The following is a 14301-nucleotide window of genomic DNA, read 5'->3' as shown; positions in this document are numbered from 1 at the left end:
CCTGCATTGTCAGCGGGACGCGGAGAGTCCCCGGCGGCATTCCCACGCAGAGCGTGGGAACGATCAATTTGCAGGTCTAGCGGCCGAGGTACACCTCGATCACGCGCTCATTCTCCTGCACCTGTTCCAGTGACCCTTCGGCCAGCACGCTGCCCTGGTGTAACACGGTGACGTGGTCGGCGATGGAGCCGACGAAGCCCATGTCGTGTTCCACCACCATCAGCGAATGCTTGCCCGCCAGGCTCTTGAACAATTCGGCGGTGAATTCGGTTTCGGCGTCGGTCATGCCCGCCACTGGCTCGTCGAGCAGCAGCAGTTGCGGGTCCTGCATCAGCAACATACCGATCTCCAGAAACTGCTTCTGACCGTGAGACAACAAACCCGCCGGACGATTGACCGAAGTGGTCAGGCGAATGGTCTCCAGCACTTCGCTGATGCGATCTTTCTGTTCGCCACTCAGGCGAGCCCGCAGGCTGGCCCACACCGATTTGTCGGTTTTCTGCGCCAGCTCCAGGTTTTCAAAAACGCTCAAGGCTTCGAACACCGTCGGCTTCTGGAACTTGCGACCGATGCCGGCCTGGGCGATCTGCACTTCGCTCATCTGCGTCAGGTCGAGGGTTTCACCGAACCAGGCCTTGCCGTGACTGGGGCGAGTCTTGCCGGTGATCACGTCCATCAGCGTGGTCTTGCCCGCGCCGTTGGGGCCGATGATGCAGCGCAATTCGCCGACGCCGATGTACAGGTTCAGATCGTTCAGCGCCTTGAAACCATCGAAGCTGACGCTGATGTCTTCAAGCGTCAGGATCGTGCCATGGCGGGTGTTCAGGCCGGGGCCGACGCGTTGGCCGAGGCCGATGGCGTCACGGCTGCTGCCGGCGTCCCTGTTCGGTTCCAGTGGTGGAAAAAACGCCGGTTCGAGCATGAATTCAGCCGTTGCAGTGACTCTCATTGTTCACCCCTTTTCTTCAGCAGACCGATCACGCCTTTGGGCAGGTACAAGGTCACGACGATGAACAGCGCGCCGAGGAAGAACAGCCAGTATTCCGGGAAGGCTACGGTGAACCAGCTCTTCATTCCGTTGACCACACCGGCACCGAGCAGCGGGCCGATCAGCGTGCCGCGACCACCCAGCGCCACCCAGACGGCGGCCTCGATGGAGTTGGTCGGTGACATTTCACTCGGGTTGATGATCCCGACTTGCGGCACATACAACGCACCGGCCAGGCCGCACAACACCGCGCTCAACACCCAGACAAACAGCTTGAAACCGCGCGGATCGTAACCGCAGAACATCAGGCGGTTTTCCGCATCCCGCAGGGCGGTCAACACGCGACCGAACTTGCTCTGCGCCAGACGCCAGCCGATAAACAGGCTTGCCACCAGCAACACCACGGTGGCGAAAAACAGTACGGCGCGAGTCCCCGGTTCAGTGATGCCGAAGCCGAGAATGGTGCGGAAGTTGGTGAAGCCGTTATTACCGCCAAACCCGGTTTCGTTGCGGAAGAACAGCAGCATCCCGGCGAAGGTCAGGGCCTGGGTCATGATCGAGAAATACACGCCCTTGATCCGCGAACGGAAGGCGAAGAAACCGAACACCAGCGCCAGCAACCCCGGCGCCAACACCACCAGACACATCGACCAGAGGAAACTGCTGGTGCCGGTCCAGTACCACGGTAATTCGGTCCACGACAGGAACGTCATGAATGCCGGCAAACCATCACCGGAAGCCTGGCGCATCAGGTACATGCCCATCGCATAGCCGCCGAGGGCGAAGAACAGGCCGTGGCCGAGGGACAACAGACCGGCGTAACCCCAAACCAGATCGAGGGCCAGCGCGACAATCGCGTAGCAAAGAATCTTGCCCACCAGCGTCAACGTGTAAGCCGAGACGTGAAACGCGCTGTCCGGCGACAACAACGACAGCAACGGCAACGCCAGCAACAGAACGAGGATCACTACGCCTATGGCTATCGTGACTTTGGGGCCGGCCTTTTGCGTGGCCGTGAGCATCAGGGGCTGGTTCATCAGTCGATCACCCGTCCTTTCAGTGCGAAGAGGCCTTGCGGACGTTTCTGGATGAACAGAATGATCAGCGCGAGGATCAGGATCTTGCCGAGCACGGCGCCGATCTGCGGTTCGAGAATTTTGTTGGCGATACCGAGGCCGAACGCGGCGAGCACACTACCGGCCAACTGACCGACACCGCCGAGCACCACCACCAGAAACGAGTCGATGATGTAGCTCTGACCGAGGTCCGGGCCGACGTTGCCGATCTGGCTGAGGGCTACGCCACCAAGGCCAGCGATGCCTGAGCCGAGGCCGAAGGCGAGCATGTCCACGCGCCCGGTCGGCACGCCGCAGCAGGCCGCCATGTTGCGGTTTTGGGTAACGGCGCGAACGTTCAGGCCCAGGCGCGTCTTGTTCAGCAGCAACCAGGTGAGCACCACCACAAACAGCGCGAAGGCGATGATCACAATGCGGTTGTAAGGCAGCACCAGGTTGGGCAGCACTTGAATCCCGCCCGACAACCACGCCGGGTTGGCCACTTCGACGTTCTGCGCACCGAACACCAGCCGAACCAGTTGAATCAGCATCAGGCTGATGCCCCAGGTGGCGAGCAGGGTTTCCAATGGCCGGCCGTAGAGGTGGCGAATCACCGTGCGCTCCAGCGCCATGCCGATGGCGGCAGTGACGAAAAACGCCACCGGCAACGCGATCAGCGGGTAGAACTCGATGGCTTGTGGGGCGAAGCGCTGGAACATCAGCTGCACCACGTACGTCGAGTACGCGCCGAGCATCAGCATCTCGCCGTGGGCCATGTTGATCACGCCGAGCAGGCCGAAAGTGATCGCCAGACCGAGTGCGGCAAGCAACAGGATCGAACCCAGCGACATGCCGCTGAAGGCTTGGCCGAGGATCTCGCCGATCAGCAGTTTGCGTTTGACCTGAGCGAGGCTGGTTTCGGCAGCGGTACGTACGCCGGCGTCGGCTTCGACACCGGGTTGCAGCAGGCTTTCGAGGCGGGTGCGCGCCAGTGGGTCACCGGTTTCACCGAGCAGACGCAAAGCGGCAAGGCGCACGGCCGGGTCGGTGTCCACCAGTTGCAGATTGGCCAGGGCCAGGCTCAAAGCGGCATGGACACTTTCATCTTTTTCGCCAGCCAGTTGCTGGTCGAGAAATTTCAACTGCGCCGGTTTGGCGCTTTTCTGCAATTGCTGCGCGGCGACCAAACGGGTTTTGGCGTCGGTGGCGAGCAATTGGTGGCTGGCCAGTGCGGTGTCGATCAGACCCCGCAGGCGGTTGTTCAGGCGCAGGGTTTTCGGTTGGCCGTCGACGGTCAGCTCGCCTTGCTGCAGGGCGTTGATCAGCTCGATACGGGCCGGATCGGGCTGCGCGGCCCAGGCTTCCAGGAGCTTGGCTTGCTGCACGGGATTGGCCGCGACGAAGTCTTCGGCGTCGCTGGCGTGGGCGGCCATCGGCAGCAAAAGTGCGATGGCGAAAATGAGGCGGTAAAGGGCAGTGGGCATGTCATTGGCCTTGCGTATTGATCGTTCCCACGCTCCGCGTGGGAATGCCTCACCGGACGCTCCGCGTCCGCTTTTGGGACGCGGAGCGTCCCTGGCTGCATTCCCACGCAGAGCGTGGGAACGATCAGGCTGTGCGGGGTGGCTTTAGTTGCTCTTCACCGCATAATCCGGCTTCTTGTCGTTACCCGAGATGAACGGGCTCCACGGTTCAGCACGGATCGGCCCTTCGGTCTGCCACACCACGTTGAACTGACCGTCCGCCTGAATCTCGCCGATCATCACTGGTTTGTGCAGGTGGTGGTTGGTCTTGTCCATGGTCAGCGTGTAACCGGACGGCGCGGCAAAGGTCTGGCCGGCGAGGGCTTCGCGGACTTTGTCGACGTCAGTGGACTTGGCCTTCTCAGCCGCTTGCGCCCACATGTGAATGCCCACGTAGGTGGCTTCCATCGGGTCGTTGGTCACCGCTTTGTCGGCGCCCGGCAAGTTGTGTTTCTTGGCGTAGGCTTTCCAGTCGGCAACGAACTTCTTGTTCGCCGGGTTCTCGACCGATTCGAAGTAGTTCCATGCCGCGAGGTTGCCCACTAGCGGTTTGGTGTCGATACCGCGCAGCTCTTCTTCGCCGACCGAGAACGCCACGACCGGAACGTCGGTGGCTTTCAGGCCCTGGTTGGCCAGCTCTTTGTAGAACGGCACGTTGGAGTCGCCGTTGACGGTGGAGATGACCGCTGTCTTGCCACCGGCCGAGAATTTCTTGATGTTGGCCACGATGGTTTGATAGTCGCTGTGACCGAACGGGGTGTAGACCTCTTCGATGTCCTTGTCCGCCACACCTTTGGAGTGCAGGAACGAACGCAGAATCTTGTTGGTGGTGCGCGGGTAGACGTAGTCGGTGCCCAGCAGGAAGTAACGCTTGGCGCTGCCGCCTTCTTCGCTCATCAGGTATTCCACCGCCGGGATCGCTTGCTGGTTCGGCGCGGCGCCGGTGTAGAACACGTTCGGCGACATCTCTTCGCCTTCGTATTGCACCGGGTAGAACAGCAGGCCGTTGAGCTCCTCGAACACCGGCAATACCGACTTGCGTGACACCGACGTCCAGCAACCGAACACCACGGCAACCTTGTCCTGAGTCAGCAGTTGACGGCCCTTTTCAGCGAACAGTGGCCAGTTCGACGCCGGGTCTACCACCACCGGCTCCAGCATCTTGCCGTTCACGCCGCCCTTGGCATTGATCTCGTCGATGGTCATCAATGCCATGTCTTTGAGCGACGTTTCGGAGATCGCCATGGTGCCGGACAACGAATGCAGAATACCGACCTTGATGGTCTCGGCGGCCTGGAGGCTCCAGGTCATGCCCATCGCGGCAATCGATGCCGATAGTGTGAAAGCCTTGATCAAGCTGCGACGCTTCATTGTGCGATCTCCATGAACTTATGAATTTTCTTGGTGGCAGATGCGGACTACTGAAGGGTCTTTAGCAAGGGCTGTGCCTGGTCGGCAAAAGGCAGGGAAATGTCGTATTAGAGCGGTTGCGCGGTTCGGGTGGCGCACCATGAAGGGACGAGGGCGGGGCGGTGGTGCGGCGGTGTGCGTCATTGTGGTGCTGCCGCTTGGCGGCAGCGGTGATGCGGGGGATTCAGTTAACACCCGGAAAGGAGTCGACGTACTTGATGGTGAAATCGGGGAAGGAGTCGACGATCTGAATCTTGTAGTCGGGGAAACTATCGACTGTTTTCCATTCGCCGGCTGAATCCGGGAAAGAGTCGACTTTCTTTACCTTCAGATCAGGGAACGAATTCACCACCTTCACCTTGTAGTCGGGAAAGCTGTCGACGAATTTGATCTTGCCGTAAATCCTTGAGACGTCGACGGTGGTGTCGGCCGAGGCGGAAAAGGAACCGAGCAGCAACAGGGACACAAATACAGCTTTCAACATGGGGCTCATCCTGAGAATGGTGATGTGCGCAGTCTAAGTAACGATCAACGGCGGCGCATCAGTCCGATGAAAAACAAGCCGCCGATGGCGGCGGTGGCGACGCCGATGGGCAGGTCTTCCGGGGCGATCAGGGTGCGGGCGGCGACATCGACCCAGACGAGAAAGAGGCTGCCCAACAATACGCACACCGGCAGCAACCGCCGATGCTCCGCCCCGACCAAACGCCGCGCAATGTGCGGCACCATCAGCCCGACAAACCCGATAGACCCGCTTATAGACACCAATACCCCGGTCATCAGCGAAGCAATCAAAAACACCCGCAACCGCACGGTACGAGCGTTGAGCCCGAGGGTCACGGCCGTCTGCTCACCTGTCATCAATGCATTCAACGGTCGCGCCATGCCCAGCAACAACACCAACCCGAGCAACACGCTGGCCGCTGGCACCGCCAGCAATTCCCAACGTGCCAACCCTAGCCCGCCAAGCATCCAGAACATCACCGCCGAACTCGCGCGGTGATCGCCGAGAAACAGCAGTAGATTGGCGATCGCCATCATCACGAAGGACACCGCGACGCCACACAGCAGCAGCCGATCACTGTCCAGCCGCCCGTTGCGGTTGGCGATCATCAGCACAATCAGCATGCTCAGCAACGCGCCGATAAACGCCGCGATCGGCAAGGTCAGCAAACCGACGATTTCACCGACATGCAGCACCACGATCACGGCACCGAGGGTCGCGCCGGAGGTGACCCCAAGCAAATGCGGGTCGGCCAATGGATTGCGCGTCACCGCTTGCAGCACCGCACCGATCAGCGCGAGCCCGGCGCCGACCAACGCACCCAATAGCATGCGCGGCACGCGAATCAGCCAGACGATGTGTTCCTGCCCGGCGGCCCAGTCCGGCACGCCGAAACCGAAAATATTGTGCAGCAAAATCCGCCACACAACATCCACCGGCACCCGCGCCGGGCCAAAGCCCAGCGACACCACACACGACACCAGCAACAACGCGCCGAGGGCCACCAGCAACAAGGCGTAGCGACGATTGATCATTCGCCGTGGAAACCCTTGGCCAGGGTTTCAACCGCCAGCACGTTGTCGATACCCGGCGTGGCCTGCACATACGGAATCACGATGAAGCGCTGGTTCTTGATCGCGTCCACCGACTGCAGCGCCTTGTTGTTCAGCAGGAATTGCTCTTTCTGTTCGGCAGTGACTTCGCCGTAGTCGACAATCACGATCACCTGCGGATTGCGCTCGACCACGTTCTCCCAGTTGACCCGCGTCCAGCTCGATTCGACGTCATCCAGAATATTGCGCCCGCCAGCCGCGTCGATCAGCGCTTGCGGCATACCGAGGCGACCGGAAGTCATGGCGCGGTCTTCACCGCTGTCATAGAGGAACACGCGAGGTTTGTCCGCCGGCAGATCCTTGCGCACTTCAGCGACTTGCGCCTGCATCTGGGCGATCACGGCGTTGGCGCGATCCTGCACGTCGAAGATTTTGCCGAGGTTGCGCAGGTCGTTGTAGGTGTCTTCCAGGCTGGCCGGCGGACGCTTCATCACGAACGCGCAGGACTCGGTCAGCTCGTAGACATTGATGCCCAGCGGCTGCAACGTTTGCGGCGTGAGGTCACCGCCTACGCGCATGCCGTAATCCCAACCGGCGAAGAAGAAATCAACGTTGGCGTTGAGCAGGGTTTCTACCGACGGGTACTTGGCTGCCAGCTCCGGCAAGCCATCGAGGATGGTCTGCATCTGGGGCGTGACCGACTTCCAGCCGGTCACACCGCTGTACCCGGCCATGTTTGGTTTGAGGCCGAGGGCGAGCATCATCTGGGTCATGTTGATGTCGTGGCTGACCGCGTGTTTCGGCGCTTGCTTGAAGGTCACTTCGCGGTTGCAGCTCTGCACGGTCAACGGGTAGTGAGTGGCCTCGGCAAATGCTTGGGCATTGCCCAGCAACAGGGCGGCGCAAAGCAGGGAACGCAAAGTCATGATTGGGTTATCCAGGTGATTCGTGGGTAGCCGTGCAAGGGATGTTCGTCGATCAGCGCTTCGACACCGAACACGTCGCGCAGCAGTGGGGCGGTCAGGACTTCTTTCGGCGTGCCGCTGGCGACGATGCGGCCGTGATTGATCACGTACAGCCGATCGCAGAAAGCCGCCGCCAGATTGAGGTCATGGATGCTCGCCAGGGTGCCGATCTTCAGGCGTTTGACCAGTTGCAGCAGTTCGAGCTGATAACGCGGGTCGAGGTGATTGGTCGGCTCGTCGAGGATCAGCATTTGCGGTTGCTGAGACAGGGCGCGGGCGAGGATCACGCGCTGTTTTTCACCGCCGGAGAGAGTGGCGAAGGCATGATCCTCGAAGCCTTTCAGGCCGACTGATTCGAGGGCCTCGGTTGCGAGTTCTCTGTCCTCCAGGGTGTCGCCGTCGAACAGACCTTTGTGCGGTGTGCGGCCCATGGCGACGACTTCGTCGACGGTGAGGCCGAAGGCGTCGGGGAATTCCTGCAGGACCACGGCGATGCGTTGCGCGCACCAGCGTGAGGATTGCTTCCAGACGTTGTGGTGGTCGAGCTTGACCTCGCCGCGCTCGGGTTTGCTGAAGCGCCAGGCACAGCGCAGCAGGCTGGTTTTGCCGCTGCCGTTGGGGCCGATCAGACCCACGAACTCACCGGGGAGCACGTGCAAGGTTGCATCACGCAGTTGGAACTGGTGATGGCAATGGCCGTGGCCCAGGGGTGTCCAGGTCAGGTTTGTGAGGTTCAGCGAGGTCATGCGTTAACTCTGAGATTTTCGGTGGTGCTGACGGCCTCATCGCGAGCAAGCTCGGCTCCTACAGGAATTATGTCGATCACATATTTGCGAACGACACAAACCCTGTAGGAGCCGAGCTTGCTCGCGATGAGGCCCTATGCTCAAAAGGTGTAATCAGCCGTGACGAAAAACGACCGAGGTTCGCCGAGGATCCACTGCTGCCCCTCATTGTATTGGCTTTGCGCGTACTGCCGGTCAAACAGATTGTTCACCTGCAACCCCAGCGTCGTATTCCGCAACGCTTTCCAGGACAACGTGGCATCCACTACGGTGTAGCTCGGCAGCTCGTTCTGGTTGGCCATGTCCGCATAACGCGCATCCACATAACGCACGCCGGCTCCGGCCTTCAAGTCATCATTGATCGCTTTGCTCAACCACAGATTCGCCGTGCGCCGTGGCACGTCCACCGGACGATTGCCGTTGCGCGACACCGGCATACCACTCACCACTTCTTCGAAATCGTCGACCCTGGCTCTGACGATGGCCGCATTGGCTTGCAGTTGCCAGGCGTGCGGCAGTTGCAGATCGAGGCTGGCTTCCAGGCCGTTGGACGATTGCTGGCCGACCTGCTGTTTGAGCGTCGGATTGCCCGGGTCGTCGGTCAGCAGTTTCTTTTTGACGATGCGATAGGCCGCCAGCGTCCACTCGCCGCGCTGATCCCAGAACAGCTGCTTCACGCCAATCTCGGTCTGCTTCGCGGTGGACAAGTCATATTGTTGTTGGCTGGGGCTCAGGGATATCAACCCGCCGACGCCATCGGTGCTGGTGGCGTACTGGCCGTAGAACGAGGTGTCCGGCGTCACGGCAAACACCAGCCCGGCCTTCCAGTTGTTGCCAGTCAGGGTCTTATCGCTTTGGCTGCCATCGACCAGGTTGTCGCGATCGACGTGCACATAATCGCGGCGAACACCGGTCACCAAGGACCAGCGCTCGCTCAACTGCGTGCGATTTTCGGCGAAAGCCGACATCTGTTTTGTCGTCGACTGGAACTGATCACGGTACGGATCGGCGCTTTCAAAACTACCGCGCTGCGGGTGATACAGATCGATCGGTTGGCCTTTCGGCAATACGTCATTGAACGGCGAGTTGCTGTCGAGCTGGAAGCGAATCCGGTTGTAATCGACACCGGTCACGGTCTGGCTGTCGAGGCCGAACAGAGAGTGTTTGAAAGTGAAGGTTTGACGGTCGCCGACCTGTTCCTGCTTGTGGCCGATGCCGAAGTAACCGCTGCGGCTGAGCTGTTGAGTGTCTCGGTCGAAGTTGTAGTTCTCGGCGTTCTGCCAACGACGCTGGGCCTTGAGGTAATACAGCTCGTTGCTTGAACTGACGTTTTCGGAGATCTGCCAGTCGCTGGTCAGCCGCGTCCACTGATCGTTGTAGTGCTGCTTGTCGTTGCTGACGTTGTAGTTCTTGTCCCGCAGGCCTTCGTGAAAGCGCCCGTTGATCAGCGGCGTGCCAAAGTAGTTCATCGGTTTTTGATCGCCGTAATCGTGGGCCAGCGTAAACGCCAGATCATCGTTCGCTTGCCAGCGCAGGGCGGCGCTGATGAAGTCGCTGGACGAATCGCCGCGATCAACCCAGCCGTTGCTGCGCAGGCGATTGAGGTTCAAGCGGTAGCTCAGGGTATCGGTCAGCGAACCGCCACTGTCGAAGGCTTGTTGCTGACTGTCGTAAGAGCCGTAGCCGAGACGCAGGTGGTTTTCGATCTCGCCTTCAAACGGTTTTTTCGGGATCACATTGACCACCGCACCAGTCGCGCCTTCGCCATACAGCACCGATGCCGGACCGCGCAGCACGTCAACGCGCTCCACCGACCAGGTGTCGACCGGGAAGGTCACGGTGCCCATGCCGGTGTACATCCGGTTGCCGTCATACAGCTGCATCACCGAACCCTGCCCGGTAAAACCCCGAGCCGACAACGACGTGCCGCCATCGCCCGGCGTGCCGGTGCGGCTGATCCCGGTGCTGCGCGACACGGCGTCCTGGACACTGCGATCACCCCGCGCGCGAATCTGTTCGCCGGTCAGGCTTTCGACACTGGCGGGGGTTTCCAGGGCGGTGAGTTTGAGGCGGGAGCCGGCGGTGGTCGGGGTGTTCAGGCTGACAGTTTCGTCGTCATTGGCTTGGGCGGTGATGGTGCCGGTGGGCAGGGTCAACGGTTGCGCGTCGGCGCTGTTGTTCATGGCGAGCAGGCAAAGGCCGGACAAGAGGAACTTGTTCATCGGGACGGTGAATCACTTCTTCAAAAGAAAACCCGCAGCATCCGGCTGCGGGCAGGGCGGTACATTGGCGTTGTATAGCAACACCAAGAATGACCGGGAGATAAGCGCGGGAAGTCTACAGATCCCTCTAAACCGCGCATCTCGCCTGTTTCATGATGAAGGTGAGGTTGATTCAGTTTGCCGATTGAATCGCGACAGCAGCACCCGATCGAACAGCCAGACCACCACCAAGGACGCGCCCACCAACGGAAACGCCACCGCCAATGCGAACATGATGACCATCGCGGTTTTCCATTTCGGCAGGTCGTGGCGCAGCGGCGGAACACCGAATTTGCCTTGCGGGCGACGCTTCCACCAGATCACCACGCCGCTGACGGCGCTGAGCAGAATCATCAGGCAGATCAGCAGGATGATGATCTGATTGAGCGGGCCGAACATTTTGCCTTCGTGCAGCATCACGCCGATTTCCGTCGCACGGGCGACGGTGCCGTACTGCTCGAAACGCACGTCGGCGAGGACATCGCCGGTGTACTGATCCACATGCAGCGTAGCGTCGTTGCGCGGGTCATCGGCGAACACTGCGATGGTGAACACGCCCGTGGCGGTTTTCGGGAAGGTGATGCTGTAACCCGGTTCGACCTTGCGTTGCGCAGCGATGTTCTGCACGTCCTGCAAGCTGATGGTCGGCGCGGCGGGGCCAGCTTGCGCGCTACCGTGGGCCATGTGTTCGGCGTGGTCGCCGGACATTGGCATCGGTGTGTTTTCCATCGCCCAAGGCACGGTCTGGCGGGTGGCAGTGTTGAGGCTGCGAGCCTCGACATCGGACTTCGGTACGTCGTCCCACATCGCTGCCGGAAAGACATTCCACACTTCGGCGTATTGCTTGCCCCAGAACCCGGTCCAGGTCATGCCGCTGAGCAGCATCACCAGCAGCAACGACGCGCCCCAGAACCCGGTCACTGCGTGCAGGTCACGCCAGAGTACTCGACCGCGACTGTTCAAGCGCGGCCACAGGATGCCGGCTGCCTGGCCACGCGGCCACCACAGAAAGACGCCGGAGACCACCAACACCACGCCCCAACCGGCGGCCAGTTCGATCAGTCGATCACCGACGGTGCCGATCATCAATTCGCCATGAATCGCTCGCGCAACGGCTTGCAGATTCTTTTTGGCGTCTTGCTCGCCGAGGATGTCAGCGTGGTAGGGATCGACGAATACGTTGAGCTCGTTACCGCCATCGATCACGACAAATTGCGCGCTGCGTTCGGCGTTGACCGGTGGCAGATACTGCTTGATCGTGGCTTGTGGGTAAGCCTCTTTCACCCGCTTGAGCAAGTCATCGGCCGGGACGCTGTGATGCCCGGCCGGGACATTCAGCAGGCTGCCGTACATCAATGGGTCGAGTTGCGGCTTGAACAGGTAAATGATGCCGGTCAGGGCCAGCATCACCATGAAAGGCGCGACGAACAGACCGGCATAAAAATGCCAACGCCAGGCCAGGTTGTAGAAATTCACTTTGGGCTGTTTCATCGGTTGTGCTCCGCTTGGCTTGGATCTTTTGTTGTTGTCTGGTGACTGCTGCGCAGTCATTCGCGGGCAAGTCGGATCGCCGCCCGCTCGCTCCTACAGGTTCGGTGTTGTCCTTGTAGGAGCGATGCTTGCTCGCGATGCTTTTAGAAGCTCATGTCCACTTTGGTCCAGAGCGTGCGCCCCGGTTCTTTTATGGCTTGCGGGTCATTGGCCGGATAGCCAAAACCAGCGTTGCCGGCCAGGTTCAAATGCTCGGCGTACGCCTTGCCGAACAGGTTGTCGACGCCCGTGCTGACCTTCCAGTTTTTGTTGATCCGGTACGCGCCATTGAGCGAGAACACGCCAAACCCCGGGGTCTTGTCGAAGTCCTTGCCAACGACGTTGCCCTTGTTCTGGTCGATGCGGTTTTGCGCCGCGACCACCCGCCACAAGGCCCCGGCGCTCCAGTTGTCTTCGCTGTAGGTCAGGCCAAAACGTGCGTCCAGCGGCGGCATTTGCGGCAGTGCGTTGCCGTCGCTGCTGTTCTTGCCCCAGGCGTAGGCCAGGGTCGCATCGGCCTTCCAGTTGGAGGTCAGCTTGTAAGCCGCCCCCAATTCACCGCCCATGATCCGCGCGTCGATGTTCTGTGCTTGCGAGGTCATGCCCATCATTGTTGGCGTGTAGTTGAACAGGATGTAGTCGCGCACCTGCCCGACGTAACCCGAGGCCCAGGCTTCGAGGTCTTCGGTCTTGTATTGCAGGCCGAAGTCGAGCTGGGTGGTTTTTTCTGGCTTGATCGAATCGAAGGCATTCACCGAGCCGGCGGGGCCGGACTTGGGTGAAAACAGCTCCCAGTAATCCGGGAAACGCTGGGTGTGACCGAGGCCGGCATACAGCGTGGTCGGGCTGTCGGCCAGGTCATGCTCGTAACGGACGAAGCCGCTTGGCAGTGTGTCGGCGCGGGTGTCGTCGGCGGTCGGGTTAGGGCGCGCCATCATCCCGGAGCCAGTACTCTGCCGGAAATCCTTGGCCGAAGCGCGGTCCAGTCGCGCGCCGGTAATCAGCCGGTCACGGTCGGCGGCGTACCAGGTCAATTCGCTGAAAACGCCGTAGTTGTGGAAGTCGGCGTCCTTGTTGCGCGGCAGATCCTTGTAGACGTCGATGCCCATGGCGTTGCGTTGGCGATGTTCGCTGGTCTGCGCATCGATGCCGCTGATCAACTGCACATCGGCCCAGCGCCAGGTGGCTTTGATCCGTGCGCCGAGGGTTCGACGGTCGACGTTGGAGGCCATGGGACCTGCCATCATTCCGGTGCCGGACGGCGTGCGCAGGGTGTAGTTGTCCATCACGTGGTCGGCGTAGTTGTAGTAAACCTGCGCCTCGACCTTATCCAGCACATCGCCGATGTTCGACTGCTCGAAACGCAGGCCCAGGCTTTCGCGCTTGAACTGCGAACCGTCCATGCCGCGCCCGGCATAACGCGCTTCGCCATCGCCCTTGCCGGCGGTGAGTTCCAGCAGGGTGTCGGCGTCCGGGGTCCAGCCCACCGCGACATCGCCGTTCCATTTGTCATAGCGCGACGGCACGGTGTCGTTGTTGCCGTCCTGGTAGTCGTCGGCATGCGCGGTGTTGCCGATCACTCGCACGTAACCCAATGGCCCGCCGGCAGCAGCGTCTACCACTTTGTCGAAACGGCCGTTGGAGCCGGCCAGCACGCTGGCGTTCACCCGGGTGCCGAGTTCGCCGAAGCTCTCCGGCTCACGGTCGAAGAGGATGGTCCCGGCCGACGCCCCCGGTCCCCAGAGCACGGTTTGCGGGCCTTTGATCACGGTCAGTTTGTCGTAGGTTTCCGGCGAGATGTACGAGGTCGGTGCGTCCATTCGGCCGGGGCAGGCGCCGAGCAATTGGCCGCCGTTGGTGAGGATGTTCAGCCGCGAGCCGAACATGCCGCGCAGCACCGGGTCACCGTTGGTGCCGCCATTGCGCACCAGGGCGAAGCCGGGAATGGTTTTCAGGTAATCGCCACCGTCGCTGGCCGGCACCGGTTGGCGCGGGTCCTTGGGGTTGGTGACGATGGTCAGTGGCGAACTCGGCGCGACGGCGGTGATCACCGTCGGGCTCAGTTCTTCGCTGTGACCGGCGTGTTCATCGGCCAGCACCATGGGTGTCAGCAGTGCACCGCAAAGGAAGGCGGTGGCGTGCCTGAAACGAATGCTGGATTCGTTCAAGGCAAAAGAAGCTTGGGCAGCGCTCAAGCGTGTGTCAGCAGAAAACCTGGACATGACAA

Annotated in this window: 11 protein-coding genes; all 11 read right to left on the bottom strand. The window is 60.8% G+C overall.

Annotated features, from left to right (window positions below):
• Nucleotides 1-76: 76 nt before the first annotated feature.
• The 11 genes from urtD to CKW16_RS04175 all read right to left on the bottom strand — a co-directional run bounded on the left by urtD (nt 77) and on the right by CKW16_RS04175 (nt 14296).
• Nucleotides 77-949, bottom strand: a complete 873-nt coding sequence (gene urtD, locus CKW16_RS04225) for an urea ABC transporter ATP-binding protein UrtD (RefSeq protein ID WP_095127349.1) — start codon at nt 947-949, stop codon at nt 77-79.
• Complete coding sequence (urtC, locus tag CKW16_RS04220; RefSeq protein WP_095127348.1) at nt 946-2025, bottom strand: urea ABC transporter permease subunit UrtC; 1080 nt, start codon at nt 2023-2025, stop codon at nt 946-948. Before urtC ends, urtD begins: the two co-directional genes overlap by 4 nt.
• Nucleotides 2025-3527: an urea ABC transporter permease subunit UrtB gene (gene urtB, locus CKW16_RS04215; protein WP_095127347.1), complete on the bottom strand. Its 1503-nt coding sequence runs from the start codon at nt 3525-3527 to the stop codon at nt 2025-2027. The genes urtC and urtB overlap by 1 nt, the downstream gene beginning before the upstream one ends.
• Before the next feature lie 144 nt (nt 3528-3671).
• Nucleotides 3672-4937, bottom strand: a complete 1266-nt coding sequence (gene urtA, locus CKW16_RS04210) for an urea ABC transporter substrate-binding protein (protein WP_033055613.1) — start codon at nt 4935-4937, stop codon at nt 3672-3674.
• Between the two features lie 223 nt (nt 4938-5160).
• A complete protein-coding gene (locus CKW16_RS04205; RefSeq protein WP_095127346.1) occupies nt 5161-5460 on the bottom strand; it encodes a hypothetical protein in 300 nt (99 codons plus the stop codon).
• A gap of 44 nt (nt 5461-5504) precedes the next feature.
• Nucleotides 5505-6515 carry an iron ABC transporter permease gene (locus tag CKW16_RS04200; RefSeq protein ID WP_095127345.1) on the bottom strand — a complete coding sequence of 337 codons (1011 nt, stop codon included), beginning with the start codon at nt 6513-6515 and terminating at the stop codon, nt 5505-5507.
• Nucleotides 6512-7459 carry an ABC transporter substrate-binding protein gene (locus CKW16_RS04195; protein WP_095127344.1) on the bottom strand — a complete coding sequence of 316 codons (948 nt, stop codon included), beginning with the start codon at nt 7457-7459 and terminating at the stop codon, nt 6512-6514. The genes CKW16_RS04200 and CKW16_RS04195 overlap by 4 nt, the downstream gene beginning before the upstream one ends.
• Nucleotides 7456-8244, bottom strand: coding sequence for an ABC transporter ATP-binding protein (locus CKW16_RS04190; protein WP_095127343.1), 789 nt, complete (start codon nt 8242-8244; stop codon nt 7456-7458). Before CKW16_RS04190 ends, CKW16_RS04195 begins: the two co-directional genes overlap by 4 nt.
• A 140-nt stretch (nt 8245-8384) precedes the next feature.
• Nucleotides 8385-10505, bottom strand: coding sequence for a TonB-dependent siderophore receptor (locus tag CKW16_RS04185; RefSeq protein WP_095127342.1), 2121 nt, complete (start codon nt 10503-10505; stop codon nt 8385-8387).
• Nucleotides 10506-10655: 150 nt separating this feature from the next.
• Nucleotides 10656-12035 (bottom strand): PepSY domain-containing protein, encoded by a 1380-nt coding sequence (locus CKW16_RS04180; protein WP_095127341.1) that lies wholly within the window; start codon nt 12033-12035, stop codon nt 10656-10658.
• 143 nt (nt 12036-12178) lie between these two features.
• A complete protein-coding gene (locus CKW16_RS04175) occupies nt 12179-14296 on the bottom strand; it encodes a TonB-dependent copper receptor (RefSeq protein ID WP_095127340.1) in 2118 nt (705 codons plus the stop codon).
• Nucleotides 14297-14301: the final 5 nt, after the last annotated feature.

The organism is Pseudomonas sp. Irchel s3h14 (assembly GCF_900187425.1).
Lineage (GTDB): Bacteria > Pseudomonadota > Gammaproteobacteria > Pseudomonadales > Pseudomonadaceae > Aquipseudomonas.
The sequence above is the reverse complement of the archived record's forward strand: the minus strand, read 5'-3'. Positions and strand labels throughout refer to the sequence as shown.

What these genes read in the sequence shown, in the direction of transcription:
- urtB (WP_095127347.1), bottom strand. Translation starts at nt 3,527, where the DNA reads ATGCCCACTGCCCTTTACCGCCTCATTTTCGCCATCGCACTTTTGCTG.
- urtC (WP_095127348.1), bottom strand. Translation starts at nt 2,025, where the DNA reads ATGAACCAGCCCCTGATGCTCACGGCCACGCAAAAGGCCGGCCCCAAA.
- CKW16_RS04185 (WP_095127342.1), bottom strand. Translation starts at nt 10,505, where the DNA reads ATGAACAAGTTCCTCTTGTCCGGCCTTTGCCTGCTCGCCATGAACAAC.
- CKW16_RS04180 (WP_095127341.1), bottom strand. Translation starts at nt 12,035, where the DNA reads ATGAAACAGCCCAAAGTGAATTTCTACAACCTGGCCTGGCGTTGGCAT.
- urtD (WP_095127349.1), bottom strand. Translation starts at nt 949, where the DNA reads ATGAGAGTCACTGCAACGGCTGAATTCATGCTCGAACCGGCGTTTTTT.
- CKW16_RS04190 (WP_095127343.1), bottom strand. Translation starts at nt 8,244, where the DNA reads ATGACCTCGCTGAACCTCACAAACCTGACCTGGACACCCCTGGGCCAC.
- urtA (WP_033055613.1), bottom strand. Translation starts at nt 4,937, where the DNA reads ATGAAGCGTCGCAGCTTGATCAAGGCTTTCACACTATCGGCATCGATT.
- CKW16_RS04200 (WP_095127345.1), bottom strand. Translation starts at nt 6,515, where the DNA reads ATGATCAATCGTCGCTACGCCTTGTTGCTGGTGGCCCTCGGCGCGTTG.
- CKW16_RS04175 (WP_095127340.1), bottom strand. Translation starts at nt 14,296, where the DNA reads ATGTCCAGGTTTTCTGCTGACACACGCTTGAGCGCTGCCCAAGCTTCT.
- CKW16_RS04205 (WP_095127346.1), bottom strand. Translation starts at nt 5,460, where the DNA reads ATGTTGAAAGCTGTATTTGTGTCCCTGTTGCTGCTCGGTTCCTTTTCC.
- CKW16_RS04195 (WP_095127344.1), bottom strand. Translation starts at nt 7,459, where the DNA reads ATGACTTTGCGTTCCCTGCTTTGCGCCGCCCTGTTGCTGGGCAATGCC.